The organism is Pseudomonas sp. 22085, from assembly GCF_052045815.1.
GTDB classification, from domain to species: Bacteria; Pseudomonadota; Gammaproteobacteria; order Pseudomonadales; family Pseudomonadaceae; genus Aquipseudomonas; species Aquipseudomonas glycinae.
Map to the genome: position 1 here is coordinate 19,243 of NZ_JBQEQA010000006.1, position 24,248 is coordinate 43,490.

The 24,248-nt window shown below is 59.7% G+C and carries 28 protein-coding genes; 17 read left to right on the top strand and 11 right to left on the bottom strand.

The genetic code is table 11. The features are described 5' to 3' along the window. Positions 1-42: 42 nt before the first annotated feature. Positions 43-879 carry a CvfB family protein gene (locus tag ACTJK7_RS08425; protein ID WP_064383204.1) on the bottom strand — a complete coding sequence of 279 codons (837 nt, stop codon included), beginning with the start codon at positions 877-879 and terminating at the stop codon, positions 43-45. 351 nt (positions 880-1,230) lie between these two features. Here ACTJK7_RS08425 and ACTJK7_RS08430 point away from each other — a divergent pair, with 351 nt between their 5' ends. The 3 genes from ACTJK7_RS08430 (at position 1,231) to ACTJK7_RS08440 (ending at position 3,297) form a co-directional block, all read left to right on the top strand. After that, a complete protein-coding gene (locus ACTJK7_RS08430; RefSeq protein WP_016985943.1) occupies positions 1,231-1,419 on the top strand; it encodes a hypothetical protein in 189 nt (62 codons plus the stop codon). 214 nt (positions 1,420-1,633) lie between these two features. Then, a complete protein-coding gene (locus ACTJK7_RS08435; protein ID WP_064383203.1) occupies positions 1,634-2,350 on the top strand; it encodes a TorF family putative porin in 717 nt (238 codons plus the stop codon). A gap of 77 nt (positions 2,351-2,427) precedes the next feature. Then, positions 2,428-3,297 carry a DUF6279 family lipoprotein gene (locus ACTJK7_RS08440; RefSeq protein WP_064383199.1) on the top strand — a complete coding sequence of 290 codons (870 nt, stop codon included), beginning with the start codon at positions 2,428-2,430 and terminating at the stop codon, positions 3,295-3,297. 61 nt (positions 3,298-3,358) lie between these two features. On the opposite strand, the gene ACTJK7_RS08445 is transcribed toward ACTJK7_RS08440, so the two are convergent. Then, entirely contained in the window at positions 3,359-3,751 is a 393-nt protein-coding gene (locus ACTJK7_RS08445) for a transcriptional regulator (RefSeq protein WP_108560169.1), read from the bottom strand. 176 nt (positions 3,752-3,927) lie between these two features. On the opposite strand from ACTJK7_RS08445, the gene ACTJK7_RS08450 reads away from it, so the two are divergent. The 6 genes from ACTJK7_RS08450 (at position 3,928) to ACTJK7_RS08475 (ending at position 7,095) form a co-directional block, all read left to right on the top strand. After that, positions 3,928-4,662, top strand: coding sequence for a DUF899 domain-containing protein (locus ACTJK7_RS08450; RefSeq protein WP_108560167.1), 735 nt, complete (start codon positions 3,928-3,930; stop codon positions 4,660-4,662). A 113-nt stretch (positions 4,663-4,775) separates the two neighbouring features. Further along, complete coding sequence (locus ACTJK7_RS08455; RefSeq protein ID WP_007956564.1) at positions 4,776-4,946, top strand: YhfG family protein; 171 nt, start codon at positions 4,776-4,778, stop codon at positions 4,944-4,946. Then, positions 4,943-5,278 (top strand): hypothetical protein, encoded by a 336-nt coding sequence (locus ACTJK7_RS08460; protein ID WP_440780599.1) that lies wholly within the window; start codon positions 4,943-4,945, stop codon positions 5,276-5,278. The genes ACTJK7_RS08455 and ACTJK7_RS08460 overlap by 4 nt, the downstream gene beginning before the upstream one ends. A gap of 96 nt (positions 5,279-5,374) precedes the next feature. Next, positions 5,375-5,650, top strand: coding sequence for a hypothetical protein (locus ACTJK7_RS08465; protein ID WP_011332969.1), 276 nt, complete (start codon positions 5,375-5,377; stop codon positions 5,648-5,650). A gap of 249 nt (positions 5,651-5,899) precedes the next feature. Continuing rightward, complete coding sequence (locus ACTJK7_RS08470) at positions 5,900-6,499, top strand: papain-like cysteine protease family protein (protein WP_440780601.1); 600 nt, start codon at positions 5,900-5,902, stop codon at positions 6,497-6,499. Continuing rightward, the gene (locus ACTJK7_RS08475; RefSeq protein ID WP_440780602.1) at positions 6,496-7,095 is read left to right on the top strand and encodes a hypothetical protein; all 600 of its coding nucleotides are present in this window, start codon (positions 6,496-6,498) and stop codon (positions 7,093-7,095) included. The genes ACTJK7_RS08470 and ACTJK7_RS08475 overlap by 4 nt, the downstream gene beginning before the upstream one ends. A gap of 62 nt (positions 7,096-7,157) precedes the next feature. Here the strand turns inward: ACTJK7_RS08475 and ACTJK7_RS08480 are convergent, their stop codons facing one another. Further along, positions 7,158-8,498, bottom strand: coding sequence for a DEAD/DEAH box helicase (locus ACTJK7_RS08480; protein ID WP_011332966.1), 1,341 nt, complete (start codon positions 8,496-8,498; stop codon positions 7,158-7,160). 191 nt (positions 8,499-8,689) lie between these two features. On the opposite strand from ACTJK7_RS08480, the gene ACTJK7_RS08485 reads away from it, so the two are divergent. Next, positions 8,690-9,988, top strand: coding sequence for a mechanosensitive ion channel family protein (locus tag ACTJK7_RS08485; protein WP_011332965.1), 1,299 nt, complete (start codon positions 8,690-8,692; stop codon positions 9,986-9,988). 63 nt (positions 9,989-10,051) lie between these two features. Here ACTJK7_RS08485 and ACTJK7_RS08490 read toward each other — a convergent pair whose 3' ends face one another. After that, positions 10,052-10,693 carry a hydrolase gene (locus tag ACTJK7_RS08490; protein ID WP_007956548.1) on the bottom strand — a complete coding sequence of 214 codons (642 nt, stop codon included), beginning with the start codon at positions 10,691-10,693 and terminating at the stop codon, positions 10,052-10,054. 169 nt (positions 10,694-10,862) lie between these two features. Here ACTJK7_RS08490 and ACTJK7_RS08495 point away from each other — a divergent pair, with 169 nt between their 5' ends. After that, on the top strand, positions 10,863-11,768 hold the full coding sequence (locus ACTJK7_RS08495) for a LysR substrate-binding domain-containing protein (protein ID WP_440780604.1): 906 nt from the start codon (positions 10,863-10,865) through the stop codon (positions 11,766-11,768). Here ACTJK7_RS08495 and ACTJK7_RS08500 read toward each other — a convergent pair. From ACTJK7_RS08500 to ACTJK7_RS08510, 3 genes are all read right to left on the bottom strand, one after another. Further along, positions 11,713-12,594, bottom strand: a complete 882-nt coding sequence (locus ACTJK7_RS08500) for a carboxylate/amino acid/amine transporter (RefSeq protein WP_102685997.1) — start codon at positions 12,592-12,594, stop codon at positions 11,713-11,715. The genes ACTJK7_RS08495 and ACTJK7_RS08500 overlap by 56 nt on opposite strands. A 212-nt stretch (positions 12,595-12,806) precedes the next feature. Then, the gene (locus ACTJK7_RS08505; RefSeq protein WP_064383187.1) at positions 12,807-13,406 is read right to left on the bottom strand and encodes an FMN-dependent NADH-azoreductase; all 600 of its coding nucleotides are present in this window, start codon (positions 13,404-13,406) and stop codon (positions 12,807-12,809) included. A 159-nt stretch (positions 13,407-13,565) separates the two neighbouring features. Then, complete coding sequence (locus ACTJK7_RS08510; protein ID WP_011332961.1) at positions 13,566-13,880, bottom strand: hypothetical protein; 315 nt, start codon at positions 13,878-13,880, stop codon at positions 13,566-13,568. 49 nt (positions 13,881-13,929) lie between these two features. Here ACTJK7_RS08510 and ACTJK7_RS08515 point away from each other — a divergent pair, with 49 nt between their 5' ends. From ACTJK7_RS08515 to aqpZ, 5 genes are all read left to right on the top strand, one after another. Then, positions 13,930-14,853: a LysR family transcriptional regulator gene (locus ACTJK7_RS08515; RefSeq protein WP_011332960.1), complete on the top strand. Its 924-nt coding sequence runs from the start codon at positions 13,930-13,932 to the stop codon at positions 14,851-14,853. Between the two features lie 14 nt (positions 14,854-14,867). Further along, positions 14,868-15,671, top strand: a complete 804-nt coding sequence (locus ACTJK7_RS08520; protein WP_064383183.1) for an alpha/beta fold hydrolase — start codon at positions 14,868-14,870, stop codon at positions 15,669-15,671. Positions 15,672-15,674: 3 nt separating this feature from the next. Then, the gene (locus ACTJK7_RS08525; RefSeq protein WP_323151562.1) at positions 15,675-16,238 is read left to right on the top strand and encodes a peptidylprolyl isomerase; all 564 of its coding nucleotides are present in this window, start codon (positions 15,675-15,677) and stop codon (positions 16,236-16,238) included. An 87-nt stretch (positions 16,239-16,325) separates the two neighbouring features. After that, a complete protein-coding gene (locus tag ACTJK7_RS08530) occupies positions 16,326-18,158 on the top strand; it encodes an ABC transporter ATP-binding protein (protein WP_323151561.1) in 1,833 nt (610 codons plus the stop codon). 223 nt (positions 18,159-18,381) lie between these two features. Next, positions 18,382-19,077, top strand: coding sequence for an aquaporin Z (aqpZ, locus tag ACTJK7_RS08535; RefSeq protein WP_064383176.1), 696 nt, complete (start codon positions 18,382-18,384; stop codon positions 19,075-19,077). A 15-nt stretch (positions 19,078-19,092) separates the two neighbouring features. Here the strand turns inward: aqpZ and ACTJK7_RS08540 are convergent, their stop codons facing one another. After that, positions 19,093-20,217: a GNAT family N-acetyltransferase gene (locus ACTJK7_RS08540; RefSeq protein WP_108560091.1), complete on the bottom strand. Its 1,125-nt coding sequence runs from the start codon at positions 20,215-20,217 to the stop codon at positions 19,093-19,095. A 283-nt stretch (positions 20,218-20,500) separates the two neighbouring features. On the opposite strand from ACTJK7_RS08540, the gene ACTJK7_RS08545 reads away from it, so the two are divergent. Further along, entirely contained in the window at positions 20,501-21,823 is a 1,323-nt protein-coding gene (locus ACTJK7_RS08545) for a putative porin (protein WP_011332954.1), read from the top strand. Between the two features lie 137 nt (positions 21,824-21,960). Here ACTJK7_RS08545 and ACTJK7_RS08550 read toward each other — a convergent pair whose 3' ends face one another. The 3 genes from ACTJK7_RS08550 to ACTJK7_RS08560 form a co-directional block, all read right to left on the bottom strand. Next, positions 21,961-22,197: an anti-sigma factor family protein gene (locus ACTJK7_RS08550; RefSeq protein WP_108560089.1), complete on the bottom strand. Its 237-nt coding sequence runs from the start codon at positions 22,195-22,197 to the stop codon at positions 21,961-21,963. Continuing rightward, positions 22,191-22,802, bottom strand: coding sequence for an RNA polymerase sigma factor (locus tag ACTJK7_RS08555; RefSeq protein ID WP_064383171.1), 612 nt, complete (start codon positions 22,800-22,802; stop codon positions 22,191-22,193). Before ACTJK7_RS08555 ends, ACTJK7_RS08550 begins: the two co-directional genes overlap by 7 nt. Positions 22,803-22,938: 136 nt before the next feature. Continuing rightward, on the bottom strand, positions 22,939-24,060 hold the full coding sequence (locus ACTJK7_RS08560) for a beta-ketoacyl-ACP synthase III (RefSeq protein WP_011332951.1): 1,122 nt from the start codon (positions 24,058-24,060) through the stop codon (positions 22,939-22,941). Between the last annotated feature and the right edge of the window lie 188 nt (positions 24,061-24,248).

A 24,248-nucleotide genomic window follows, 5' to 3' on the forward strand; every position in this document is an offset into this window, starting at 1 on the left:
CCCGACCTCAAGTAAGCCCATGCAACATGGGCCACGTCAGGCTCAGGTTAGTTCAATGCGATCGGCGTGAATGACAATCTGGCCGTTCTTGTACAACGAACCGATGGCCTTCTTGAAGTTGCCCTTGCTGACACCGAACAGGCTGCTGATCAGTGCCGGATCGCTCTTGTCGCTGACGGCCAGGGTGCCATCGTTTTCGCGCAACTTGGCGAGGATCTTCGAGTTCAGGCTGCTGGCTGCTTCCTGCCCTACCGGTTGCAGGCTCAGGCTGATCTTGCCGTCGGCGCGCACTTCCTTGATAAAGCCTTTCTCGCGCATGCCGGCCCGCATGAACTTGAAGATTTCATTCTTGTGAATCAAACCCCAGTGCTTGTTGTTGATGATCGCCTTGAAGCCCATGTCAGTGGCTTCGGCGACCAGCAGATCGACTTCCTGGCCCGCGCTGTAGTTGGCCGGGGTCTTGTCCAGATAACGATCCAGACGCGCGGTGGCGGTGATGCGGCGGGTGTGCTTGTCGAGGTAGACATGCACCACGCAGTACTCGCCGGCAGTCATCTGGCGTTTTTCTTCGGAGTAAGGCAGCAGCAGATCCTTCGGCAGGCCCCAGTCGAGGAACACGCCGATGCTGTTGACTTCAACAACTTTCAAACTGGCAAATTCACCGACCTGAACTTTTGGTTTTTCAGTGGTGGCAATAAGTTTGTCATCGCTGTCCAGATAAATGAAAACATTGAGCCAGTCTTCATCTTCACTGGGAATATCTTTGGGGATATAACGGTTGGGCAAAAGAATTTCGCCGTCCGCACCGCCGTCCAGATATAAACCGAAGTTAGTGTGTTTAACCACTTGCAAACTGTTGTAACGCCCGACTAAAGCCATTTCCAATACCCTCATTGCGTGGGCGGCATTCTACCCGGTTTTGCCGTGCTGGTTGGCCGTCCGATCGGCCGGCCGCGCAAAAATCTGCGGGAAGCCTTGATTTTCCTGGATTTCGCGTTGGATGGGCGCCGCTCGTCAGGCCAGCGTGATGGCTTTCACGCATTCCCGACACCGCCGAACATCATGGAATCGCCTAAATGTTGTTAGTTAAAACAGCAGGTTAGCGAGATATTTCGAATAATTAATCGAGAATAATCCACCTGCAAGCCGGGTTATTCCGGGGGATATTTACCAAGCAATTGTCAAGTTATTCCTGTACGATGCCTGGCCGAGTTACTTTTCTACAGGTTAATGGCCGCCATGCGTGTAAAAGCATCCACCAGCAAAGCAAAGCCAGCTCCAGCCGTTGAAACCAGCGAATCGATCAACGATCAAATCGCGGCATTCCTCAAGTCCGGCGGCGAGATTCAGCAAATTGCCAAGGGCGTCAGCGGCCAGACGTTCGGCCCGTCCAAGCAGATCAGCCTGGGCAAGAAGTAACCCCCGCAGCACACCTGTCCAAAGGCGCTTTGAGCTTCGAAGCGTCTGGACCGGATCCTTCGCAAGCCCCTTCTCGCGTTTGATTAAACATTCAAAACCGCAGAAATCGACGAACGGCCCTCGATGCCGATCATTCGCCGGTATCCTTGCACGCGTCTGGATCAAGCGTTTCAGCAGGTTTACCAGCCTGCGCTCGCTATTCAAGGAGTGACGCATGCTCAAACCCTTCTGTTTATTACTTGTAGGCCTGCTGGCGAGCCCAGCGGCGCATGCGCAGATTTTCCAGCGTGAGCTCGGTGACTTCGACCTCAAACTCGGCACCACGCCCAGCCGCAGCATGGCCCAAGGGCTGGTCAAGCCTTCGGCGGTCGGTTCGTTCCACGGCGGCCTGGACCTGAGCCACGACAGCGGCCTGTATGTCGGCCAGTACGCACCGAGCATGGGCCTCACGCCGGGGAAGAATCTCGAAATCGATTCCTACGTCGGCTTCAAACAACCTTTCGATCAGACCCTCGGCTACGAAGTCGGGATGATCCATTACAGCTATCCCAAGGTCGACACCCTCGACAGCCAGGAACTGTTCGGTGGCCTGACCCTGCTCGGCAGCCGGATCGGCATCGCCCTGAGCAACGATCCGGATAAACAGAACAACACCCTGTTTGCCGACCTGGGCGGCAATCAGCCGTTCGGCATCGGGATCAGCATGAAATACACCACCCATCAGCTCAACACGCCGGTCTCGGTGGACGGCGGTTATGTGAGCAGTTTTACCGATTGGTCGGTGAAACTTTCCCGGCCGTTCATGGGCATCGATCTTGACCTGATCTACAGCAATTCGAGCCTCAGCGGCAGCGATTGCTCGGCCTATTCCGGGCATAACAGTCAGTGCGACGGACTGGTCACACTCAAGGCCGAACGCCCGTTCTTTTGATTGGCTGAACTGCCGGGCCCCTCCTGTGTTCAGATGAGAATCAGACCCTCAAGGCTGGCTTTCGCAAGGATTCGCCCATGTCTAGCTGGTTCCAACGCCTCGCCGTTCTACTGATCCTGACCCTCGCCCTCGGCGCTTGCAGCCGCGTCGGCCTGGCCTATCGCAATCTCGATGTGATCATTCCGTGGACGCTCAGCGACTACCTGGACATGAACGGCGAGCAGAAAGGCTGGTTCAACGAACGCCTCAGGGAACACCTGAGCTGGCACTGCACCACACAGTTACCGGGTTATCTGGACTGGCTCGATCGCCTGCAAACCATGGTCGAGACCAATCAGGTCACCGACGCCGCACTTCAGGCCCGCACCGCAGAGGCCAAGCAGGCAATCGCCGAAACCGCCCGGGAAATCACCCCGTCGGCGATTGAATTGCTGCAAGGCCTGGATGATCGGCAGGTCGCTGAAATGAACGACGCCTTTGCCAAAGACCTGCAAAAGCGCGAGCAGGAATACCTCAAGCCTCCGCTGTCGCAGCAGATTGCCGAACGTGGCGCGCGCATGGACAAGCGTCTCAACGATTGGCTCGGCCCGTTGAGCGCGAAGCAGGAACAGCGGGTGATGGCCTGGTCGACCGCTCTGGGCGATCAGAACACCCAGTGGATTGCCAACCGTGCTCACTGGCAGAAGCAGTTCAGTGCGGCGGTGGCGCAACGCAAAAGTCCTGAATTCCCACAGCGGATCGAGACGCTTCTGGTCAATCGCGAACGTTTATGGACAGCGGATTACCAAAAGGCCTACGCCAATACCGAAGCGCAGGCCCGTTCGCTGTTCGTTGATCTAATGGCTGACAGCACCCCGCAGCAACGCCAGCGCCTGTTGAAAAAGATTGAGGGGGTGCGCAAGGACTTCAATGACTTGAAGTGCCTGAAGGCCGCACAAAAAAGCTGAGATCACTGAAAAACCCATGTGGGAGCGAGCAAAATCGCTCCCACATTTTTTGTGCAAAGCCTCAGGCAATCTGCGCTTTGGAGGCCACCTCATCGAATGTCAGCTCATCCAGCGCATCTTCCTGCTCATCGAGCACCTGACGCGGATGATCGTTGCCGGGAATGCTGCTGTCGATCAGGCTCAACAGGCTGGAGCCACGCGGGGTCAGGCTGAAGTTGTTGCCGGTACTGCCCTCGTCTTCGCCACGGGGCTGAATGTAACCGCGCAACAGCAGCAATTGCTCATAGTCGCAGGCCAGCGTTTTCAGGTGATCCAGATTCTCGATCGCCTCGCCCGCCGCCGCTTTCTCTGCCGCATAGTCTTCGGCGAAAGACCGTGGCGCGAAGCTGTGGCCCGCGCCGTTCTGCACTTCATGCAGCAGGCGCTCAATCAAATCCCAGTTATAATTCGTCATCCTGATTCAACCTCCGGTGCGCGTGATTTTTTGGCGCGTTCACAGATTGTGACCGGAGCGTGGCGTCACCGTTCAGGATTATTCGGCGCCCCGACCGACCGGCGGTCTGTCGATTTTCCGGGGGGTTGAGCGACTAGTCTGAGACAGACGGTTTCAACCCCGCAGGAGAAATCATCATGAACGTTGAGAATCATCGGGTGGTGTCGCGCGAAGCATGGCTCGCCGCCCGCAAGCAGCATCTGGCCGATGAAAAGGCCTTCACCAGGGAACGCGACCGCCTCAGCGCCAAACGCCGCGCCCTGCCCTGGGTGAAGGTCGACAAGGATTACCGCTTCATGGGGCCGAACGGCGAATTGAAACTCGTCGATCTGTTCGGTCAGCACAGCCAACTCGTCGTTTACCACTTCATGTTCGCCAAGGGCTGGGAGGAAGGCTGCCCGGGCTGTTCATTCCTCAGCGACCACATCGACGGCGCCAACCTGCACTTGGCCCATCACGACATTTCACTGGTGGCGGTGTCCCACGCACCGTTCGCCGAATTCCAGGCTTTCAAGCGGCGGATGGGCTGGAAATTCGACTGGGTGTCGTCGGACGGCTGCGATTTCAACTACGACTTTGGCGTGTGCGCCCGCGCTGAGGATGTCGAAGCAGGCAAGGCTACGTACAACTACGAAAAGACCGACAGCGCCGAGGAAGAAATGCCGGGGCTGAGCGTGTTTTATCGCGCCGACAACGGCGACATTTTCCACACCTACTCAACGTACGCCCGAGGTCTGGACATGCTGGTCGGTGCGTACAACTTTCTCGACCTTACGCCCAAGGGCCGGAACGAGGACGAGATCATGGAATGGGTGCGGCATCATGATCGCTACGACGGCGCCGCAAAATCCAGTTGCTGCCGTGATGGGTAGCCCGTCAGCGTGGACGGGTTCAATGGTGCCGCAGGATGTGCGATGCTAGGTCGAACGAGCCGACACGGCTTCGTTCGACTATAATTGGCACATTCCCGCATCAAGAGGCCGATATGGAAAAGCTGAGTCTGCAAACCAAGAAAGCCTGGTTCGCGAAGCAACGCAGAGCCAATTTCGCGGCCAGCCTGCGCCTGGAAGGCTTTGTTCCATCTCCCACTGATGGCGATATCAAACTTCCCACAAGGGCCGCTGCCTTGAGAGCGGTCCAGCTCTTGAAAGCTTGAGCAACGATAAATACGGTTCTGACCAAGCCCCGGATTGTTATCCGGGCACTGATGTTCTTGTCAATTTGCTCGACTTGCGCAATGCCGAAGACCTGGATGAAGCAGAACGCTACATCAATGAAGTCGCCTCTGCGCGTTTGGAATTCATTCCTCCTCCCTACAGCCTTGCAACTTTAAAACGAGTGCACCGCACCTTGTTTGAAGCGATCTATCCATGCGATCAAGACGAATGGATCAAGGCGTGCATTCACTCCTACCACGGTGATGACGATCTTCTTGTCGATGTATTCAACCGATGCATAGGCATTTCAATTGCCGAGGTCGACATTTGACAAAGGCATCACCCCAACGCTAGTCGCAGTGAACTTTTCGCTGGCCAAAACCCTCAACCGGGTAACCCGCCTTAACCGGAACTGAGGCCTGCCCCCATGAAAAACCTGCTCAAGCTCACCCTCGCCGCCACGCTTGCCTGCGCCTTGCCCGTCTGGGCCTGTACGCCGGAAGAAGCCACCGCCAAACGCGAGCAACTGGCCAAGGAAGTCGCGAAGCTCACTGAGCAAAACCCGACCAAGGCCAAGGAGATCAACGCCGAGTTGCAGAAAATGGATCTGGGTACGGCCTCCGCCGATCTGCCGGACAAATGCCAGTTGATCGATCAGCGCTTGAAGGAACTGGGTTCGGCCGAGAAGAAAACCGAGGGATAGCACCCGCGCAGACAACGGCAGGCTTTGGCATCGATCAGGCTGGATCGATACCAGAGCCTGCTTTCTTTTGTCCGGAAATTTGCATTAGTGCATTTTGTTATTTGCACAAATGCATATTCACACCTAGGGTTACCCCGAGCCTGATCGGAACCGGCCATCGGAGATGGCAACCCTTGAACACCGATCACTCGGCAATACCGTTATCCCGCAAACGCGGAACGTTTGTTTTCATTCATGGAGGATTGAAAAATGTTAACCACTGAAACAACGGCATTCACCGGCAATACCCTGCCCGAATGTCTGATCGGCCATCTGCTCGACCCGCAACTGGTCGAGGTCGAAGCGGCTGCACAAAACCGTGCCTTGGCGGCCGCCAGCCTGAACTTCACCATGCAGCAACAGACACAGACCAACTGGTGCTGGGCTGCGGCTTCCGCCTCGGTCGGCAATTACTACGGCACCGGGTCCTGGACCCAATGCGCCGTTGCCAGCGCCGCGCTGGATCGCAATTGCTGCAATCAACCGGGGCCGTGCAACGTGTATGGCTATCTCGATGTTGCGCTGAAGATCACCCGCAGTTTCAACGGCATGAATTCGGGCTCGCTACAGATGTCGGCCATCCAGAACCAGATCAACATGGGCCGCCCGATCGGCCTGCGTTGCGCCTGGTACGGCGGCGGTGCGCACTTTCTGGCGATCTACGGCACCAACGGCAATTACGTGCTGGTTGCGGATTCGATCTACGGCTATTCGACCCGCGCGCTGAATTCCTTCCCCGGCTCCTACAACGGTGGCGGCAACTGGACCCACACTTACTTCACGGCGAAAAACCAGGGGGCGGCATCATGAAACTGACTTATCCAAAAGCGCCTTCCAACGGCGTACAGACCTTGCGCCCGGCCCTGCAGGCCGCATTGCTGACCCAGGGCTTCGGCGTCAATCGCCAGTTCGCCAGTACTGCGCCTGCCGGAATCAGCCTCAGCGAGGCCTATCGCGGCTACTCGCTCAGTCTGGACGACCTGAGCCAGGGCAAAGGCCTGAAAAACGCCCGAGTAGGCGACTGGCATTACCTGGTGTTTTCCGGCGGGGTATCGATTGCCGATGCGCAATTGGCCGAAGTACGCGGTCACGTCGAGTTCGCCTCGTTGAACCACGGCAACCTGGCGAGCGCCACGGTCGATGCGCTGAAACTGGCGGAGCAATCGCCGCAACTGAAAGGCAAAACCGTTGAGCTGCGGATGCTGTTTGTGTCGGCGCTGCACCTTGTGGCGATCTGGCTGCACGCGGCGGGTGAAGACGTGCTGATCCCGATCGAGCCAACCCCCAAGGAACTGGCACTGACCGGGCTGTACAGCGAGGCCGCCCTGTTCGCACAGCTCAAACCGGCAGCCGATCAGGCCAAGCGGCGTTTTGATGCCGACACCACTGGCCTGCTGGGCAGTTGATAAACGCTGGCAATAAAAAACCCGGACCATGTCCGGGTTTTTCTTTGCCTGCCTGAAACGGCTTATTCCGCCGCTGGCGCTGCCGGCTTGCGGCGTTTCAGCGGGGCCATGCCATCGCTGCTCACCAGAGCGTCCGGCTTCGGACGGTTGGCGCTCTTGCGCTTGGTCGGGGTCTTGGCGGCGGTTTTCTTCTTGTCGCCCTTGGCATCGGTCTTTTTCTTCTTCACGCCGACAGCCTTGCCCGAGGCCTTGACCTTTTTCGGTCCGCCGTAGGTGCCTTTGACTTCCTTGATGGTGCGGCGCTCGAAGCTCTGCTTCAGATAACGCTCGATGCTCGACATCAGGTTCCAGTCGCCGTGGCAGATCAGCGAGATCGCCAGACCGTCGTTGCCGGCACGGCCGGTACGACCGATGCGGTGCACGTATTCGTCGCCGCTGCGCGGCATGTCGAAGTTGATCACCAGATCCAGGCCGTCAACGTCCAGACCACGGGCCGCCACGTCGGTGGCCACCAGGATCTTCACGCCGCCCTGCTTCAGACGGTCGATCGCCAGCTTGCGATCCTTCTGGTCTTTCTCGCCGTGCAGCACGAACGCCTTGTATTCCTGGGCGACGAGGCGACCGTAGATGCGGTCGGCCATGGCCCGGGTATTGGTGAAAACGATGGCCTTCTGATAGGTCTCGTTGGCCAGCAGCCAGTTGACGATCTGTTCTTTGTGCTGGTTGTGGTCGGCGGTGATGATCTGCTGACGGGTGGTGTCGTTCAGTTGGCTGACCGCATTGAGCTGCAGGTGCTCAGGGTTGTTCAGCACCTTGGCGATCATCTCGCGCAGGCCGGAACCACCAGTGGTGGCGGAAAACAGCATGGTCTGCTGACGGTTCGGGCATTCGTCGACCAGACGCTGCACGTCTTCGGCGAAACCCATGTCGAGCATGCGGTCGGCTTCGTCGAGCACCAGCACTTCGACTTCTTTCAGGTCGAGGTTGCCGGCGTTCAGTTGCTCGATCATCCGGCCCGGGGTGCCGATCAGGATGTCCGGCACCTTGCGCAGCATGGCGGCCTGGACCTTGAAGTCTTCACCGCCGGTGATCAGGCCGGATTTGATGAAAGTGAACTGCGAAAAGCGCTCGACTTCCTTCAGGGTCTGCTGGGCCAGCTCGCGGGTCGGCAGCAGGATCAGGGTCTTGATGCTGACGCGAACCTTGGCCGGGCCGATCAGGCGGTTGAGGATCGGCAGGACGAAAGCGGCGGTCTTGCCGCTACCGGTTTGCGCCGTCACCCGCAGGTCACGCCCTTGAAGCGCCAGCGGAATGGCCGCGGCTTGCACAGGCGTTGGCTCGACAAATTTCAGCTCGGCCACGGCTTTGAGCAGGCGTTCGTGCAGGGCGAATTGGGAAAACACGGGTGCTACCTCGAAGATATGCAAAAAATCAGCTGCATAGGTTACCGGTTTCGAGCGCTCAGGCCGAGTTTCTTTGTGAAATCCGCCGTAATCAGTGGCTTTTTTGTTGCTCGATTTGTCTCCAACGGTAATACACAGCGTCTTAAATGCTCTAATCGCCCGTCGCGTCTTACAGAAGAATCGTTTCACTCATGGATTTCAAACAGCTCTGGCTCAATGCCCAAGACCTCTGGGGTGCCCTCGAACAGCACCCGCTCCTGCACGCCGGCCTGGCACTGCTCCTGTTATTGGTGATCGCGCTGGTACTCGGACGAGTGGCGCGTTATCTGATCCTGCATGCCAGCCGCATGCTCGGTCGCCAGCCCGCGTTGCACTGGATCAACGACTTTCGCCATAACAAGGTGTTTCAGCGTCTGGCGCAGATGACGCCATCGCTGGTGATCCAGTTCGGCCTGCACCTGGTGCCGGAACTGAGCAAGACCGCCACGGTGTTCCTCGGCAACGTGGCGCTGGCGTTCACCATTCTGTTCCTGTTGCTGTCGGTCAGCGCCCTGCTCAATGCGCTGCTGGACATCTACGCCCGCACCGAACACGCCCGCACCCGCTCGATCAAGGGGTATGTGCAACTGGCGAAAATGGTCCTGTACGTGTTCGGCGCGATCATCATCGTCGCCACCCTGATCGACCGTTCGCCGCTGTTGCTGCTGTCCGGTCTCGGTGCGATGTCGGCGGTGATCCTGTTGGTCTACAAGGACACCCTGCTGTCGTTCGTCGCCAGCGTGCAACTGACCAGCAACGACATGCTGCGGGTCGGCGACTGGATCGAAATGCCGCAAGTCGGCGCCGATGGCGACGTGGTCGACATCACTTTGCACACGGTCAAGGTGCAGAATTTCGACAAGACCATCGTTTCCATCCCGACCTGGCGCCTGATGTCCGAGTCGTTCAGAAACTGGCGCGGCATGCAGCAGTCCGGCGGGCGACGGATCAAGCGCAGCCTGTTCATCGACGCCAGCGGTGTGCGCTTCATCCGCGACGATGAAGAAGAAAAACTCTCCCAGGTGCATCTGCTGACCGCCTACATGGGCCGCAAGAAAGCCGAGCTCAAGGCCTGGAACGAAGCCCAGGGCAACGTCGCGGCGATGTCGGCCAACCGCCGGCGCATGACCAACATCGGCACCTTCCGCGCCTATGCCTTGGCTTACCTGAAGAGCCATCCGGAAATCCAGCCGAACATGACCTGCATGGTCCGCCAGATGCAAACCACCGCCCAGGGCATTCCGCTGGAAATCTACTGCTTTACCACCACCACGGTGTGGGCCGATTACGAGCGGATCCAGGGGGATATTTTCGATTACCTGCTGGCGGTGCTGCCGGAGTTCGGGCTGAGCCTGTATCAGCAGCCCAGTGGTGGGGATTTGCGGTCGGGGTTATTGCCGGCAGTCCTTGGCGCGAGCCACATTCCAGAAGCCGAAAAACATCTGATGTAGCGCTTTCTTCAAATGCAAAAAAAGACGCAACCTTGGTTGCGTCTTTTTTTTCCCGCCGATTTATCAGGCCTGCCGCTGCGGTGCCTTGTGCACCATGGTGTAGGCGTAGTCGACGCCCATGCCGTATGCGCCGCTGTGTTCCAGCACCAGGTCCATCACTGCCTGATACGTGTCTTTGTGCGCCCAGTCACGCTGGTACTCGAGCAGCACTTGCTGCCAGGTCACCGGTACTGCGCCGGCCTGAATCATCCGCTGTACCGACATGTCGTGGGCTTCTTTGGTAGTGCCGCCGGACGCGTCAGTGACGATGTACACCTCGTAGCCTTCAGCCAGGGCTTCCAGGGCCGGGAAGGTCAGGCAGACCTCGGTCCACAGTGCGGCGATGATCAGTTTCTTGCGACCGGTGGCCTTCACCGCGTCAACCAGCGCCTTGTCTTCCCAGGAGTTCATCGAGGTGCGCTCGATCGGCTTCTGCTCCGGGTGCACCGCCAGCAGTTCCGGCCAGATGTAGCCGCTGAAGCTTTCGGTTTCGACCGAGGTGTAGATGGTCGGCACGTTGAAGATCTTGGCTGCCTTGGCCAGGCCAACGGTGTTGTTCTTCAGGGTCTGACGGTCGATCGACTGTACGCCGAAAGCCATTTGTGGCTGGTGGTCGATCAGGATCAGGGCGGAGTTGGTTGGGTTCAGCAGTTCACGGATAGACATGGCGCGTTCCTTTTGATGTCGATTCAAAGTTTCGATTAGGTATTGGTGAGTCGAGGCGCTTTGCCGTCTGCGGCGTTGTTGTCTCGGCTTGGATGTCACTTTAGGGGCTGGCCGATAAAGGGACAATTCCCTAAAATCGAGAATCATTGATTCTAAAACAGGGACAATCATGGATCGCATCGAATGCATGCGCGCCTTCGTGGTGACGGTCGGCGAGAACGGCTTCGCGGCCGCCGCCCGTGCCATGGACGTGCCACGCTCGAAAGTCAGCAAACAGATTCAGGCGCTGGAAGAAGCCATCGGCGTGCAACTGCTGCAACGCACCACCCGCAGCCTGCACCTGACCGAGGCCGGAGCGGAGTATTTCGAAGCGGCGCGGGAAGTGATTGCGGCGCTGGACGAGGCCGAGCAGCGAGCTCGGGACGGAGTTGGCGAATTGCGCGGGGTGTTGCGGGTGAACGCACCGATGTCGTTCGGCCTGCGGCGGCTGGGCAAACTGATTCCGCTGTTCCACGAGCAGCACCCGAACATCGAGCTGCAACTGGTGCTCAGCGACCAGCAGGTCGATCCGGTGCGCAGCGGCTTCGACGTGACCATCCGCATCGCCAGCCTGCCCGACTCGACCATGATCGCCCGGCAACTGGCGCCGGCGCCGCGGATCATGGTCGCGTCTCCCGCTTATCTCGAACGCGCGGGCACGCCGCAGTCGCCGCAGGATCTGCGCTCACATCAATGCTTGAACTACGGCTATCTGCAGAGCGGGGTCAGCCTGCAACTGTGCAACGGCAAGGAGACCCAGCGAGTCAACGTCACCGGGCCGTTGCACGCCAACAACGGCGACCTGCTGGCGCAAGCGGCCGAGGCCGGGATGGGCATTGCGCTGCTGCCGGACTTCATCGTCGAAGAGGCACTGGCGGCCGGGCGGCTGGTGCCGGTGCTGTGCGAATGGCAGGCGCCGGCGATCACCATCAACGCGGTGTACTCGTCAGCGCGACGAGTGCCGCAGAAGACTCGGGCGTTTATCGCGTTTCTGGTGGAGCAATTGGCGCCGACTGGCGAATCCCCAAGCGGCTGATCCACACCGCCGCCAGAATCACGCTGCCACCGAGGAACAACCGCCCGAGTTCTTCATGCTGATTCCAGATCAGCAGGTTCAGCAGCAGCCCCACCGGCACGTGCAGGTTGTTCATCACCGCCAGGGTGCCGCCGTTGACCAGGCACGCACCCTTGTTCCACCAGTACAAACCGAGTGCGGTGGAGACCAGGCCGAGGAACACCAGCACGCCCCATTGCAGCGGCGCTTCCGGCAGGAAGTTGGATTTACCGAACAGCAGGAACGCCGGCAGCGCCACCGCGAGTGCGCCGAGGTAGAAGAAACCGAAACGACGGTAATGCGGCAGATCGCTCGGGTGCTTCGCCACCAGATGCTTGTACAGCACTTGCCCGGCGGCGTAGGTGAAGTTGGCCAGTTGCAGCAGCAGAAAGCCCATGAAGAAGTCCGGGTTGATCCGGTCGTAGCGAATCACCGCCGCGCCGGCGACCGCCACCAGTGCGGCGATCAGCGCCCACGGATTGAAGCGTCGGTTGAGCGCATCTTCGATCAGCGTCACGTGCAACGGCGTGAGAATGGTGAACAGCAAAACTTCCGGCACCGTCAGCACCCGGAAGCTCAAGTACAGGCAGACGTAAGTCACGCCGAACTGCAACGCGCCGATCAGCAACATGCCGCGCATGAACGCCGGCTCCACCGAGCGCCAGCGGGTCAGCGGAATGAACACCAGCCCGGCCAGTACCACACGCACCAGCACCGCGAAGTAGCTGTCGACATGACCGGCCAGGTATTCGCCGATCAGACTGAAGGAAAACGCCTGGATCAGCGTGACAAAAAGTAGATAGCCCATGCTCGCCTCGATTTCGAATGGCGGCGACGATAGCGGTTTTTGCCGGCCATCGCTAAATCCCGGGCAAAAAAAAGCCCGATCTCGCTAAAGCGTTCAATCGGGCTACAGCACTCAGGAGCAACAAGTGCAAAGGGAGGTTCGATGCGCGTAGAGCCTTGAAGGGGTTGCGCCAGGTCACTAGAACAATCGGCGATTATCTGGCGATTAACATATCAGGCGACCTGGGACAGTTTGGCGTTGGCCTGGTTGAGGCCTTTCTCCTGGAAGTCGCCGCCCAGGTTCATGCCTTCGGCGTGGATGAAGGTCACGTCATTAATGCCGATGAAGCCCATCACCTGACGCAGGTACGGTTCCTGATGATCCGCCGGGCCGCCGGCGTAGATGCCGCCGCGAGCGGTCAGCACGTAGGCACGCTTGCCGCTGAGCAGGCCTTGCGGGCCGGTTTCGGTGTACTTGAAGGTCACGCCGGCACGCAAGACGTGGTCGAGCCAGGCTTTCAGGGTGCTCGGGATGGCGAAGTTGTACATCGGCGCAGCCATCACCAGCACGTCGGCGGCCAGCAATTCATCGGTCAATTCGTTGGAACGGTCCAGCGAGGCCTGCTCGCTGTCGTTGCGCTGCTCGGCGGACTTCATCCAGCCGCCCAGCAGGTTGATGTCCAGGTGCGGCACCGGGTTCACGGCGAGGTCACGTACGGTGATCTGATCGGCCGGATGCGCCGCTTTCCATTGACCGATAAAGGTCTGGGTCAGTTGACGGGAAACCGAGTCTTGCTGGCGGGCGCTGCTTTCGATGATCAGAACGCGGGACATGTTGTGTAGCCTCCATCCGAGAATGTTGTAAGTCGATGGAGTGAAGGTTAAACAGTGTCGTATCGATGAAAAAGCGCAAATAATTGCTGCAAAGCATCGAAAAATTCGTTTAGATGCAAGCCTTAGCCTGTGGAAGCCCGCTCCCACAGGCCCATGACGCTATTTCGGGGTGCAGCTCAGCTTGATGCGCAGCTTGATGATGGTCCGGGTGAACTTGGCCGTGGCGTTCTTATGCTTACCCGCAGCCACTTCGATGTTGCGGGTACGCGGCGCTTCCGGGCCGTTGGTGAACACCACCTTACAGGTCGCGTCGACGTCGCCGTAGTTGTTGACCTGGATGGAGCCGATGTCGTTATCGGTGTCAAACGCGTTGTAGTCGATCTTCAGGCCGTTGAGATCTTTCTCCACATCGATCGGGTACGCGAACGCAGTCAGCGGAAGCAGCGCCAGCAACACACAACAGAATTTTTTCATTCGGCAGTCTCCATGAGGGACCGCCAGCTTAGGACAAGAGGAGCTATTGATGAAAGCGCCCCGCGTGACCCTTGATCAATGGCGAACGTTGCAGGCCGTGGTCGACCACGGCGGATTCGCCCAGGCCGCCGAGGCCCTGCACCGCTCGCAATCGTCGGTGAGCTACACCGTCGCCCGCATGCAGGATCAGCTCGGCGTGCCGTTGTTGCGCATCGACGGGCGCAAGGCTGTGCTGACTGAAGCCGGCGGCGTGCTGCTGCGCCGCTCGCGACAGCTGGTGAAACAGGCCAGCCAGCTGGAAGACCTTGCCCATCACATGGAGCAGGGTTGGGAAGCCGAAGTGCGGTTGGTGGTGGACGCCGCCTACCCCAGCGCCCGTATCGTGCGCGCATTGACCGCTTTCATGCCGCAGAGCCGTGGCTGCCGGGTGCGTCTGCGTGAGGAAGTGCTGTCGGGCGTCGAAGAAGTGCTGCTTGAAGGTGTGGCCGATCTGGCCATCACCGGCCTGAGCATTCCCGGTTACCTCGGCGCGGAATTGAGCGATGTCGAATTTGTCGCCGTCGCCCATCCTGACCATGCGCTGCACCGGCTCAACCGCGAGCTGAGCTTTCAGGACCTGGAAACCCAGATGCAAGTGGTGATCCGCGACTCCGGCCGCCAGCAACCCCGGGACGTCGGCTGGCTCGGCGCCGAGCAGCGCTGGACCGTCGGCAGCCTCGCCACGGCCGCGACGTTCGTCAGCAGCGGCCTGGGATTCGCCTGGCTGCCACGCCACATGATCGAGCGGGAACTGAAAGACGGCTCGCTCAAGCTGCTACCGTTGGACAGAGGCGGCAATCGCAACTCCAGTTTCTATCTGTATTCGAACAAGGACAAACCCTTGGGCCCAGCCACGCAAATCCTGATCGAACTGCTGCGCACCTTCGACACCCTGCCGCTGGACGCACCGTTCGCCGCCCCCGAACAAGCCTGACACGGAGTTCACCGATGGCGTATTTCGAGCATGAAGGTTGCAACCTGCACTACGAGGAATATGGCCACGGCGTTCCGTTGCTGCTGGTTCACGGTCTGGGCTCCAGCACCCTGGACTGGGAAATGCAGATCCCGGTACTGGCCGCGCATTACCGGGTGATCGTCCCGGATGTGCGCGGTCACGGTCGCTCCGACAAGCCCCGCGAGCGCTACAGCATCGCCGGCTTCAGCGCCGACATCGTTGCCCTGATCGAACACCTGAAGCTTGGCCCGGTGCACTACGTCGGGCTGTCCATGGGCGGCATGATCGGCTTCCAGTTCGCTGTCGATCAGCCGCGGATGCTCAAGAGCCTGACCATCGTCAACAGTGCCCCCGAGGTCAAGTTGCGCAGCCGCGACGATTACTGGCAGTGGTTCAAGCGCTGGAGCCTGATGCGCCTGCTCAGCCTCGCCACCATCGGCAAGGCCCTTGGCGCCAGGCTGTTCCCCAAACCGGAGCAGGCGGATTTGTGCCAGAAGATGGCAGAGCGCTGGGCAAAAAACGACAAACGTGCTTATCTCGCCAGCTTCGATGCGATTGTTGGCTGGGGGGTTCAGGAACACCTTTCCCGGGTCACCTGTCCAACCCTCGTCGTCAGCGCCGACCGGGACTACACCCCCGTTTCGCTGAAAGAAACCTATGTCAGACTGCTGCCCGATGCGCGGCTGGTGGTGATCGCCGATTCACGCCACGCCACCCCGCTCGACCAGCCCGAACGCTTCAATCAAACGCTGCTGGAGTTCCTCGCCACAGCCGATAATCACCCTCAGGATCACTGACCCATGCTGAAAAAACTCGCCCTCGCCGCCGGCACCGTGCTGTTTGCCGCCAACCTGATGGCTGCCACGCCGGCGAAAGCGCCGCACGTGCTGCTGGACACTACCAACGGCCAGATCGAAATCGAACTGGACCCGGTCAAGGCGCCGATCAGTACCAAGAACTTCCTCGAGTACGTCGACAGCGGTTTCTACAACAACACCATTTTCCACCGCGTGATCCCGGGTTTCATGGCCCAGGGCGGCGGCTTCACCCAGCAGATGCAACAGAAAGACACCAAGACCCCGATCAAGAACGAGGCCAGCAACGGCCTGCATAACGTTCGCGGCACCCTGTCGATGGCCCGTACCTCCAACCCGGACTCGGCCACCAGCCAGTTCTTCATCAACGTGGCCGACAACGCCTTCCTCGATCCGGGCCGTGACGCCGGTTACGCGGTGTTCGCCAAAGTGGTCAAGGGCATGGACGTAGTCGACATCATCGTCAACTCCCAGACCACCACCAAACAGGGCATGCAAAACGTGCCGATCGACCCTGTGATCATCAAGTCGGCCAAGCGCATCGACTAAGCTTTACAGGGCATATCGAGCGGCGCTGGCTGATGTCACGCCGCTCACACTGATAAAAGGAGAGCCCGTGCTCCGGGCGGTTATCTGATGCTCTATCGCCGTTTCGAACAACTGATCGACATATTCCGCGATGCGCCTACGGCATCCCCGCCGGACCGCGTTCTGCCCTTCTACACCTATTACCTGAAGCAGGTCTGGCCGAGTTTCGTCGCCCTGCTGATCGTTGGCCTGTTTGGAGCCCTGATCGAAGTGGCGCTGTTCAGTTATCTGAGCCGCATCATCGACCTCGCCCAGGGCACGCCGAACGTCGACTTCTTCAAGGTGCACGGCGTCGAACTGGCGTGGATGGCGGTGGTAGCGTTACTGCTACGCCCGCTGTTTCTGGCGCTGCACGACATGCTGGTACACCAGACCCTTAGCCCGAGCATGACCAGCCTGATTCGCTGGCAGAACCACAGTTACGTGCTCAAGCAGAGCTTGAACTTCTTCCAGAACGACTTCGCCGGGCGCATCGCCCAGCGCATCATGCAGACCGGCAACTCGCTGCGCGATTCCGCCGTGCAAGCGGTGGACGCGTTGTGGCATGTGCTGATCTACGCGATCAGTTCGCTGGTGCTGTTCGCCGAGGCCGACTGGCGCCTGATGATCCCGTTGCTGACGTGGATCGCCGCCTACATCGGCGCGCTCTATTACTTCGTGCCACGGGTCAAGGACCGTTCGGTGGAAGCCTCCGACGCGCGCTCGAAGCTGATGGGCCGGATTGTCGACGGCTACACCAACATCGCCACCCTGAAGCTGTTCGCCCACACCAACTTCGAGCAGCACTACGCCCGCGAAGCGATCCAGGAACAGACCGAAAAAGCCCAACTGGCCGGCCGCGTGGTCACCAGCATGGACGTGGCCATCACCACCATGAACGGCCTGTTGATCGTCGGCACCACCGCGCTGGCCCTGTGGCTGTGGACGCAATCGCTGATCAGCGTCGGCGCCATCGCCCTGGCCACCGGCCTTGTCATCCGCATCGTCAACATGTCCGGCTGGATCATGTGGGTGGTCACCGGCATTTTCGAAAACATCGGCATGGTCCAGGACGGTCTGCAGACTATCTCGCAACCGGTCAGCGTCACCGACCGGGAGCAAGCCAAACCACTGTCCGTGGCCCGTGGTGAAGTGCGTTTCGAGCACGTGGATTTTCACTACGGCAAGAAGAAAGGCATCATCGGCGACCTCAACCTGACCATCAAACCCGGCGAGAAAATCGGTCTGATCGGCCCGTCCGGCGCCGGCAAATCGACCCTGGTCAACCTGCTGCTGCGTCTCTACGACGTCGAAGGCGGGCGGATCCTGATCGACGGCCAGAACATCGCCGAAGTCGGCCAGGAAAGCCTGCGCGCGCGGATCGGCATGATCACTCAGGACACCTCGCTGCTGCACCGCTCGATCCGCGACAACTTGCTGTACGGCAAGCCCGACGCCACTGACGCCGAACTCTGGGAAGCGGTGCGCAAGGCCCGTGCCGATGAGTTCATTCCGCTGCTGTCGGACGCCGAGGGGCGCACAGGATTCGATGCGCATGTCGGCGAACGCGGGGTGAAACTGTCCGGTGGTCAGCGGCAGCGGATCGCGATCGCGCGGGTGCTGCTCAAGGACGCACCGATCCTGATCATGGACGAAGCGACCTCGGCCCTGGACTCGGAAGTTGAAGCGGCGATTCAGGAAAGCCTGGAAACCCTGATGCAGGGCAAGACCGTGATCGCCATCGCCCACCGCCTCTCGACCATTGCCCGCATGGACCGGCTGGTGGTGCTGGAAAACGGCAAGATCGCCGAAAGCGGCAACCATGCCGAACTGCTGGCCCACGGCGGATTGTATGCGCGGTTGTGGGCGCACCAGACCGGAGGGTTTGTCGGCATCGACTGAACCGCGCTTCTGATCGTTCCCACGCTCTGCGTGGGAACGATCAACGTGAGATAAAACCGCCAGAGCCCTTTAACCACGGGCTCTGGCGGTTTTTTATCGCCTGCTGGAAATCCCCTGAAACCCTGCTGTAATCAGCGAAGGCTCCGGAACGGAGCCTGTCGTAAGTCTGCAGGGACGCACCACTGGATGCAGTCTCGATAGCACGCCTATCAAGGACTCTGTCATGTCTCTGTTCAAACGTTCAGTCACTGAGTTGTTGGGTACGTTCTGGTTGGTGTTGGGCGGGTGCGGCAGTGCGGTCATTGCCGCGTCTTCACCCTTGGGAATCGGAGTGCTGGGGGTCGCCCTGGCGTTTGGTCTGACGGTGCTGACGATGGCGTTTGCCATCGGCCACATCAGCGGCTGTCACCTCAACCCGGCCGTGTCGGTCGGTCTGGTCGTCGGCGGTCGGTTTCCGGCCAAAGAACTGCCTGCCTACGTCATCGCCCAGGTGATCGGCGGGATTCTGGCAGCGGCCCTGCTCTACCACATCGCCAGCGGCAAGGAAGGTTTCGACATCGCCGCAGGCCTTGCCTCCAACGGTTATGGCGAACACTCGCCGGGCAAATACTCGATGGCATCCGGGTTCGTCACCGAGCTGGTGATGACCGCCATGTTCGTGGTGATCATCCTCGGCGCCACCGACAAACGCGCCCCGGCAGGTCTGGCACCGATCGCCATCGGCCTGGCCCTGACGCTGATCCACCTGATCTCTATCCCGGTCACCAACACCTCGGTCAACCCGGCCCGCAGCACGGGCCCGGCGCTAATGGTCGGTGGCTGGGCCATCGCCCAGTTGTGGATGTTCTGGGTCGCGCCGCTGCTCGGTGCGGTGGTCGGCGGCGTGCTCTATCGCTGGCTGGGCAAGGAAGACAGCTGAAGGAGCCGGCGAGGATCAGGCTTGCCGATACGGCAAGGCGCTCCTCGCCTCTTCGGCATAGGCCAGTACACCGGCGCGCTCCTGGTGCAGGAAGTCTTTGACCGCGGCTTTCAAACCGGGATGGCGCAGGTAATGCCAGGAATGGGTGATCACCGGTTCGAAACCGCGAATCAGTTTGTGCTCACCCTGGGCACCGGCATCGAAACGTTTAAATCCATTGGCAATCGCATAGTCCATGCCCTGATAGAAACAGGTCTCGAAGTGCAGCCGGTCGAACTCGGCCAGGCATCCCCAATAGCGTCCGTAAAAACTGTCGCCGCCCACCAGGCTGAACGCCATCGCCACCGGCCGTGAGCCCTGTCGGGCCAGGACCACGCGAATCGATTCCGGCATGCGCTCGGCCAGCAGGCTGAAGAATTCCCGGGTCAGGTACGGCGCCTGCCGGCGTACCGCGTAAGTATTGGCGTAACAGGCGTAGACGAAATCCCACTGCGCCTCGTCCAGCTCGCGGCCTTCCAGCCATTCGAACTCGAAGCCCTGCCCCGCCACTTGTTCGCGCTCCTTGCGCATCTGCTTGCGCTTGCGCGAGGCGAGCACGTCGAGGAAATCCTGAAAGTCGCGGTAGCCGCGATTCTGCCAGTGGTACTGACAGCCGATGCGTTGCAGCCAGCCCGGCTGCTCGGCCATGGCGGCATCGGTGAACGCGTCGGTGAAGTTGATGTGAGCACTGGAGAGCTCTTCGACTTCCAGATACCCCGGCAGGCTCTTGAGCAGTTCGAATCCGTCCTCGACATTCGCTGCCAGCAACCGTGGACCACTGACAGGGCTGAAGGGCACCGCGCTCAAGAATTTGGGGTAGTAATCGATGCCGGCCCGGGCGCAGGCATCGGCCCAGCCGTGGTCGAACACGTATTCGCCGTAGGAATGCCATTTGCGATAACCGGGCAACGCCGCGATCACCCGCCCCGCTTCGACGTGCAGCAAATGCTCCGCTTGCCAACCGGTGTGCGGGCCGACGCTGCCGCTGTCCTCCAGCGCAGAAAGAAACGCATGGCGCAGAAACGGCTGGTTTTGCGGGACCAGAACATCCCAGTCGGACGCTGGAATTTCCGACAGTTTGTGCAGACGTTGCAGCGGCATTTTCCTCTCCACTTTCGGGCGTGAACGCCCGGCGAGTATCGCTGATCGGCCGGGCGTTGCCCACGTCAGATTGCGCGACAGCGCTCTGGATCAATAGTTCACGGCCATTTTGTATCGTCATCAACCTGCCATCATCGTGCCACTGCTCTGTCATAAACCATCGCGATACTGGCGCCTGTTTTTAGAGCGCCGGGTTCTACCCCGGACACTGTTTTCCGACCGTCAAACCGTCGGTTGTGCCCAGGATGGTTCAGCCATCCCCTTTTCATCTTCGGAGATTGCTATGCGTCTTGCTTCCACGAAAACTGCGGCGGCCCTGTGCGGTGGCCTGTTGCTGGCCATGAGTGTACCGGCCAGTGCCGCAGTCGACGCCAAACTGCTCGACATGCTCAAGGCTAACGGTTCGATTTCCCAGGCGCAGTACGTTGAACTGCAAACTGAACTGGCCAAGGATCAGAAGGCCCAGCAAATCGCGCAGCAGGCGCAGCAAGAGACCAACGAGCAAATCGCGGCGACCGCGAAGAAAACCAACGAGCTCAGCAGTTTCGACCAGAAACTGGCCTGGGCCGCCAAGACCCAGTTCAAGGGCGACGTGCGTATCCGTCAGGAAACCATCAAGATCGATGGCGAGCCGAATAACGGCGGCCGCGACAAGGATCGCCAGCGCATCCGTGCCCGTCTGGGTGCCTACACCGAGATCAACCCGCAAGTCGACACCGGCATCCGCATCGCCACCGGCGGCGGCGACGACGCCCGTTCGACCAACCAGGACCAGGACAACTACTTCGACAAGAAGCAGATCTGGCTCGACCTGGGCTACATCGACTACCACCCGGATCAGATCAAGAACCTGCACATCATCGGCGGCAAGATGCTGCAACCGTGGGTGAGCATGGGCGACGTGATCTGGGACAGCGACATCAACCCGGAAGGTCTGGCCGTTACCTACAAGTATCCATTGGGCAGCAGCGTCGAGCTGTTCGGCAGCCTGGGTAACTACAATCTCAAGGACAACGTGGACGGCGACGGCGTGCAATTCCGTCATGACCTGCGTCTGACCGCCGGTCAGTTGGGCAGCCGCTTCGCCATCACCGACAACCTGAAACTGACCCTGGGCGGCAGCGTCTACGCCTACCAGAACGACGAAGACAGCCGTTGCACCGGCACCTCCACGCCGTGCGCCCTGGCCGTCAACGGCAACTCGGCGAACAACGAATTCCGTCTGTATGAAGGCTTCAGCCAGGTAGACATCGGCGGCCTGCCAATGCCGCTTTCGTTCTATGGCCAGTACGTGAAGAACAACGATGCAGTGACCGATCAGGACACCGCGTGGCTGGTCGGTGCCAAATCGAAAGTCTTCGGCCTGAACCTCGACTACAACTATCGTGACGTGCAGCGTAACGCTGTGGTCGGCGCCTTCACCGATTCGGACTTCGCCAACGGCACCACCGGTTCCCGTGGCCACAAGTTCAAGGTCGGTTACGACATCGACAAGAACTTCGCCATTGGCGCGACTTACTTCCTGACCAAGGCCGACTTCTCCAGCCGTACCCAGCGTGATGCAGACACCAACACCCTGCAGCTGGATGCGGAAGCGAAGTTCTAAAAAATCAGCGACAAGCTGCAAGTTTCAAGCTGCAAGTGAATGCCTCACTTGCAGCTTGAAGCAGCTTTTGTTCAACAGACTGGCGCGGCCGCAGCGATCCNATCATCCGTTCGCTGCGGCCGCGCCAGTCTGTGTTTTCAGGATCGATCCTTGCGCCGCAGCTCTGCCAGCTGCTCGGCCAAGGCGTCCACGCCCTCTTCAGGCTTTTGCGGTATCGCTCGCAAAGTCGCCTGCATCAAACGCATCTGGCGAATGAATCGCCGGCAATTGCGGCAGAACATCAGGTGATGACGCACCATCAGTTTCTCGCGAAAGCTCAACTGGCCATCAAGATAATCGCTGGATCGCGCCACTTGCTCCTTGCAGGTCAACATTCTCCCGTCTCCTCAAAATGCTCCACGGTCGCAAAGACCTTCAAACGCGCCCGATGCAGCAGCACGCGGACATTGGAGAGCGAGATCTCCAGAAGATTACAGATCTCCTCCAGCTCCAGGCCCTGGCGCTCGCGCAGCGTGAGCACACTGCTCTGAAGTTCGGAGAGACTGAGCAACGTATGCTCCAGGCATTCACGCAGCTCGCCTTCGGTCAGCAATGCCTCGGGGGTGTCCTGGTGCCAGGCGAACGGTGCGACCAGCCAGTGGCCGTCGCCGGGAGAAAAACGATCGTCGTCGATGGTGCCGTGGGGGGACGGCAGATCATCCAGCAATACTTCGCGACGATTGAGTTTGTAGCGGCTCTTGGCCGAGTTGGCAGTGATGGTCAGCAGCCAGGTCTTGAGGCTGGAGCGCCCTTCGAAGCGACTGATATGACGCACCACCGACAGCCAGGCATCCTGCACCACTTCTTCGACATGGCGCTGGCCGACAATCGCGTACGCGACCGCGCGCATAGGGCTTTGATAGGTACTGACCAGTTCCTTGAATGCCTTTTGCTCACCGGCGAGCAGGCGCTCAAGCAGTCGGGTGTCGTCTACCGCCATCCATCATTCCCCTTTTTCTGTCTTCGAAAGAATAGCGGCAGGACTATTCGCCTGCCGCCACGTTCGAAAATTACAGCGTTCGCGCCGATTCGGATGTAGGAAACGTCAGCGCGATTAAGAGGAAATGAACTCGCTCTTAACGTTTACGCAGAATCACGCTACCAATCGAGTAACCGGCACCGAACGAACTCAGCACCGCCAGCGAACCGGCCGCCAGATCGTCCTGATATTTGTGGAACGCAATCACGGAACCGGCGGAGCTGGTGTTGGCGTAGGTGTCGAGAATTACCGGGGCTTCTTCTTCGGTGGCTTCGCGGCCCAGCAGCTTGCGCACGATCAGGTGGTTCATGCTCAGGTTGGCCTGGTGCAGCCAGAAGCGTTTTACGTCACCGACATTGAGCTTGTTCTCTTCCAGATGCTCGCCAATCAGTTCGGCCACCATCGGGCAAACATCCTTGAACACCTTGCGGCCTTCCTGCACGAACAGTTTGTCGCGGGCGCCGATGCCCTCTTCCGCTGCGCGGTTGAGGAAGCCGAAGTTGTTGCGGATGTTGTTGGAGAACTTGGTCAGCAGTTTGGTGCTGACCACGTCGAACTGGTGCTTGGAGGTTGCCAGATCGGCGCGCTCGATAATTACGGCGGTGGCCGCGTCACCGAAGATGAAGTGGCTGTCGCGGTCACGGAAGTTCAGGTGGCCGGTGCAGACTTCCGGGTTGACCATCAGGATTGCCCGGGCCTGGCCCAGTTGCACGGTGTTGGCGGCTTGCTGGATGCCGAAGGTGGCCGACGAGCAGGCAACGTTCATGTCGAAACCGAAACCCTGGATGCCCAGCGCTTCCTGGACTTCGATGGCGATGGCCGGGTAGGCGCGCTGCAGGTTGGAGCAGGCGACGATCACGCCATCGATGTCGGCGGCAGTCTTGCCGGCACGTTGCAGGGCTTGCTCGGCAGCGCCGATGGCCATCTGGCAAAGCACCGACCATTCGTCGTTGGAACGCTCCGGCAGGCGTGGCGCCATGCGCGCAGGGTCGAGGATGCCATCCTTGTCCATGACAAAGCGGCTCTTGATGCCGGAAGCTTTTTCGATGAACGCGGCGCTGGACTCGGTCAGGGCCTGGACTTCGCCGCTGGCGATGGCTTCGGCGTTGTCCGCATTGAACTGGGCGACGTAGGTATTGAAGGACTGCACCAGCTCTTCGTTGGAGATGCTGTTGGCCGGGGTGTACAGGCCGGTGCCGCTGATGACGACGTTATGCATGGTCGTTTCTCTAATCTGTTCAGGCAGAAAGTGCTGGCACCGACGTGCCAACACGCAAAGGGTCCATTCCCGTATCAAGGGACGCAAAAACCAGGCATCGCTTTATTCCGCTGCGCGGCCCGGCAAAGGCTCTGGGACGCGAAAACGGCATTTATGGTGGCGAAGTTTGCCATAAACCCAAGGTTTTG

Excerpts from the sequence above, each read along its gene's own strand:
- ACTJK7_RS08425 (WP_064383204.1), bottom strand. The coding sequence starts at position 879 with ATGGCTTTAGTCGGGCGTTACAACAGTTTGCAAGTGGTTAAACACACT.
- ACTJK7_RS08430 (WP_016985943.1), top strand. The coding sequence starts at position 1,231 with ATGGCCGCCATGCGTGTAAAAGCATCCACCAGCAAAGCAAAGCCAGCT.
- ACTJK7_RS08435 (WP_064383203.1), top strand. The coding sequence starts at position 1,634 with ATGCTCAAACCCTTCTGTTTATTACTTGTAGGCCTGCTGGCGAGCCCA.
- ACTJK7_RS08440 (WP_064383199.1), top strand. The coding sequence starts at position 2,428 with ATGTCTAGCTGGTTCCAACGCCTCGCCGTTCTACTGATCCTGACCCTC.
- ACTJK7_RS08445 (WP_108560169.1), bottom strand. The coding sequence starts at position 3,751 with ATGACGAATTATAACTGGGATTTGATTGAGCGCCTGCTGCATGAAGTG.
- ACTJK7_RS08450 (WP_108560167.1), top strand. The coding sequence starts at position 3,928 with ATGAACGTTGAGAATCATCGGGTGGTGTCGCGCGAAGCATGGCTCGCC.
- ACTJK7_RS08455 (WP_007956564.1), top strand. The coding sequence starts at position 4,776 with ATGGAAAAGCTGAGTCTGCAAACCAAGAAAGCCTGGTTCGCGAAGCAA.
- ACTJK7_RS08465 (WP_011332969.1), top strand. The coding sequence starts at position 5,375 with ATGAAAAACCTGCTCAAGCTCACCCTCGCCGCCACGCTTGCCTGCGCC.
- ACTJK7_RS08470 (WP_440780601.1), top strand. The coding sequence starts at position 5,900 with ATGTTAACCACTGAAACAACGGCATTCACCGGCAATACCCTGCCCGAA.
- ACTJK7_RS08475 (WP_440780602.1), top strand. The coding sequence starts at position 6,496 with ATGAAACTGACTTATCCAAAAGCGCCTTCCAACGGCGTACAGACCTTG.
- ACTJK7_RS08485 (WP_011332965.1), top strand. The coding sequence starts at position 8,690 with ATGGATTTCAAACAGCTCTGGCTCAATGCCCAAGACCTCTGGGGTGCC.
- ACTJK7_RS08490 (WP_007956548.1), bottom strand. The coding sequence starts at position 10,693 with ATGTCTATCCGTGAACTGCTGAACCCAACCAACTCCGCCCTGATCCTG.
- ACTJK7_RS08495 (WP_440780604.1), top strand. The coding sequence starts at position 10,863 with ATGGATCGCATCGAATGCATGCGCGCCTTCGTGGTGACGGTCGGCGAG.
- ACTJK7_RS08500 (WP_102685997.1), bottom strand. The coding sequence starts at position 12,594 with ATGGGCTATCTACTTTTTGTCACGCTGATCCAGGCGTTTTCCTTCAGT.
- ACTJK7_RS08505 (WP_064383187.1), bottom strand. The coding sequence starts at position 13,406 with ATGTCCCGCGTTCTGATCATCGAAAGCAGCGCCCGCCAGCAAGACTCG.
- ACTJK7_RS08510 (WP_011332961.1), bottom strand. The coding sequence starts at position 13,880 with ATGAAAAAATTCTGTTGTGTGTTGCTGGCGCTGCTTCCGCTGACTGCG.
- ACTJK7_RS08515 (WP_011332960.1), top strand. The coding sequence starts at position 13,930 with ATGAAAGCGCCCCGCGTGACCCTTGATCAATGGCGAACGTTGCAGGCC.
- ACTJK7_RS08520 (WP_064383183.1), top strand. The coding sequence starts at position 14,868 with ATGGCGTATTTCGAGCATGAAGGTTGCAACCTGCACTACGAGGAATAT.
- ACTJK7_RS08525 (WP_323151562.1), top strand. The coding sequence starts at position 15,675 with ATGCTGAAAAAACTCGCCCTCGCCGCCGGCACCGTGCTGTTTGCCGCC.
- ACTJK7_RS08530 (WP_323151561.1), top strand. The coding sequence starts at position 16,326 with ATGCTCTATCGCCGTTTCGAACAACTGATCGACATATTCCGCGATGCG.
- aqpZ (WP_064383176.1), top strand. The coding sequence starts at position 18,382 with ATGTCTCTGTTCAAACGTTCAGTCACTGAGTTGTTGGGTACGTTCTGG.
- ACTJK7_RS08540 (WP_108560091.1), bottom strand. The coding sequence starts at position 20,217 with ATGCCGCTGCAACGTCTGCACAAACTGTCGGAAATTCCAGCGTCCGAC.
- ACTJK7_RS08545 (WP_011332954.1), top strand. The coding sequence starts at position 20,501 with ATGCGTCTTGCTTCCACGAAAACTGCGGCGGCCCTGTGCGGTGGCCTG.
- ACTJK7_RS08550 (WP_108560089.1), bottom strand. The coding sequence starts at position 22,197 with ATGTTGACCTGCAAGGAGCAAGTGGCGCGATCCAGCGATTATCTTGAT.
- ACTJK7_RS08555 (WP_064383171.1), bottom strand. The coding sequence starts at position 22,802 with ATGGCGGTAGACGACACCCGACTGCTTGAGCGCCTGCTCGCCGGTGAG.
- ACTJK7_RS08560 (WP_011332951.1), bottom strand. The coding sequence starts at position 24,060 with ATGCATAACGTCGTCATCAGCGGCACCGGCCTGTACACCCCGGCCAAC.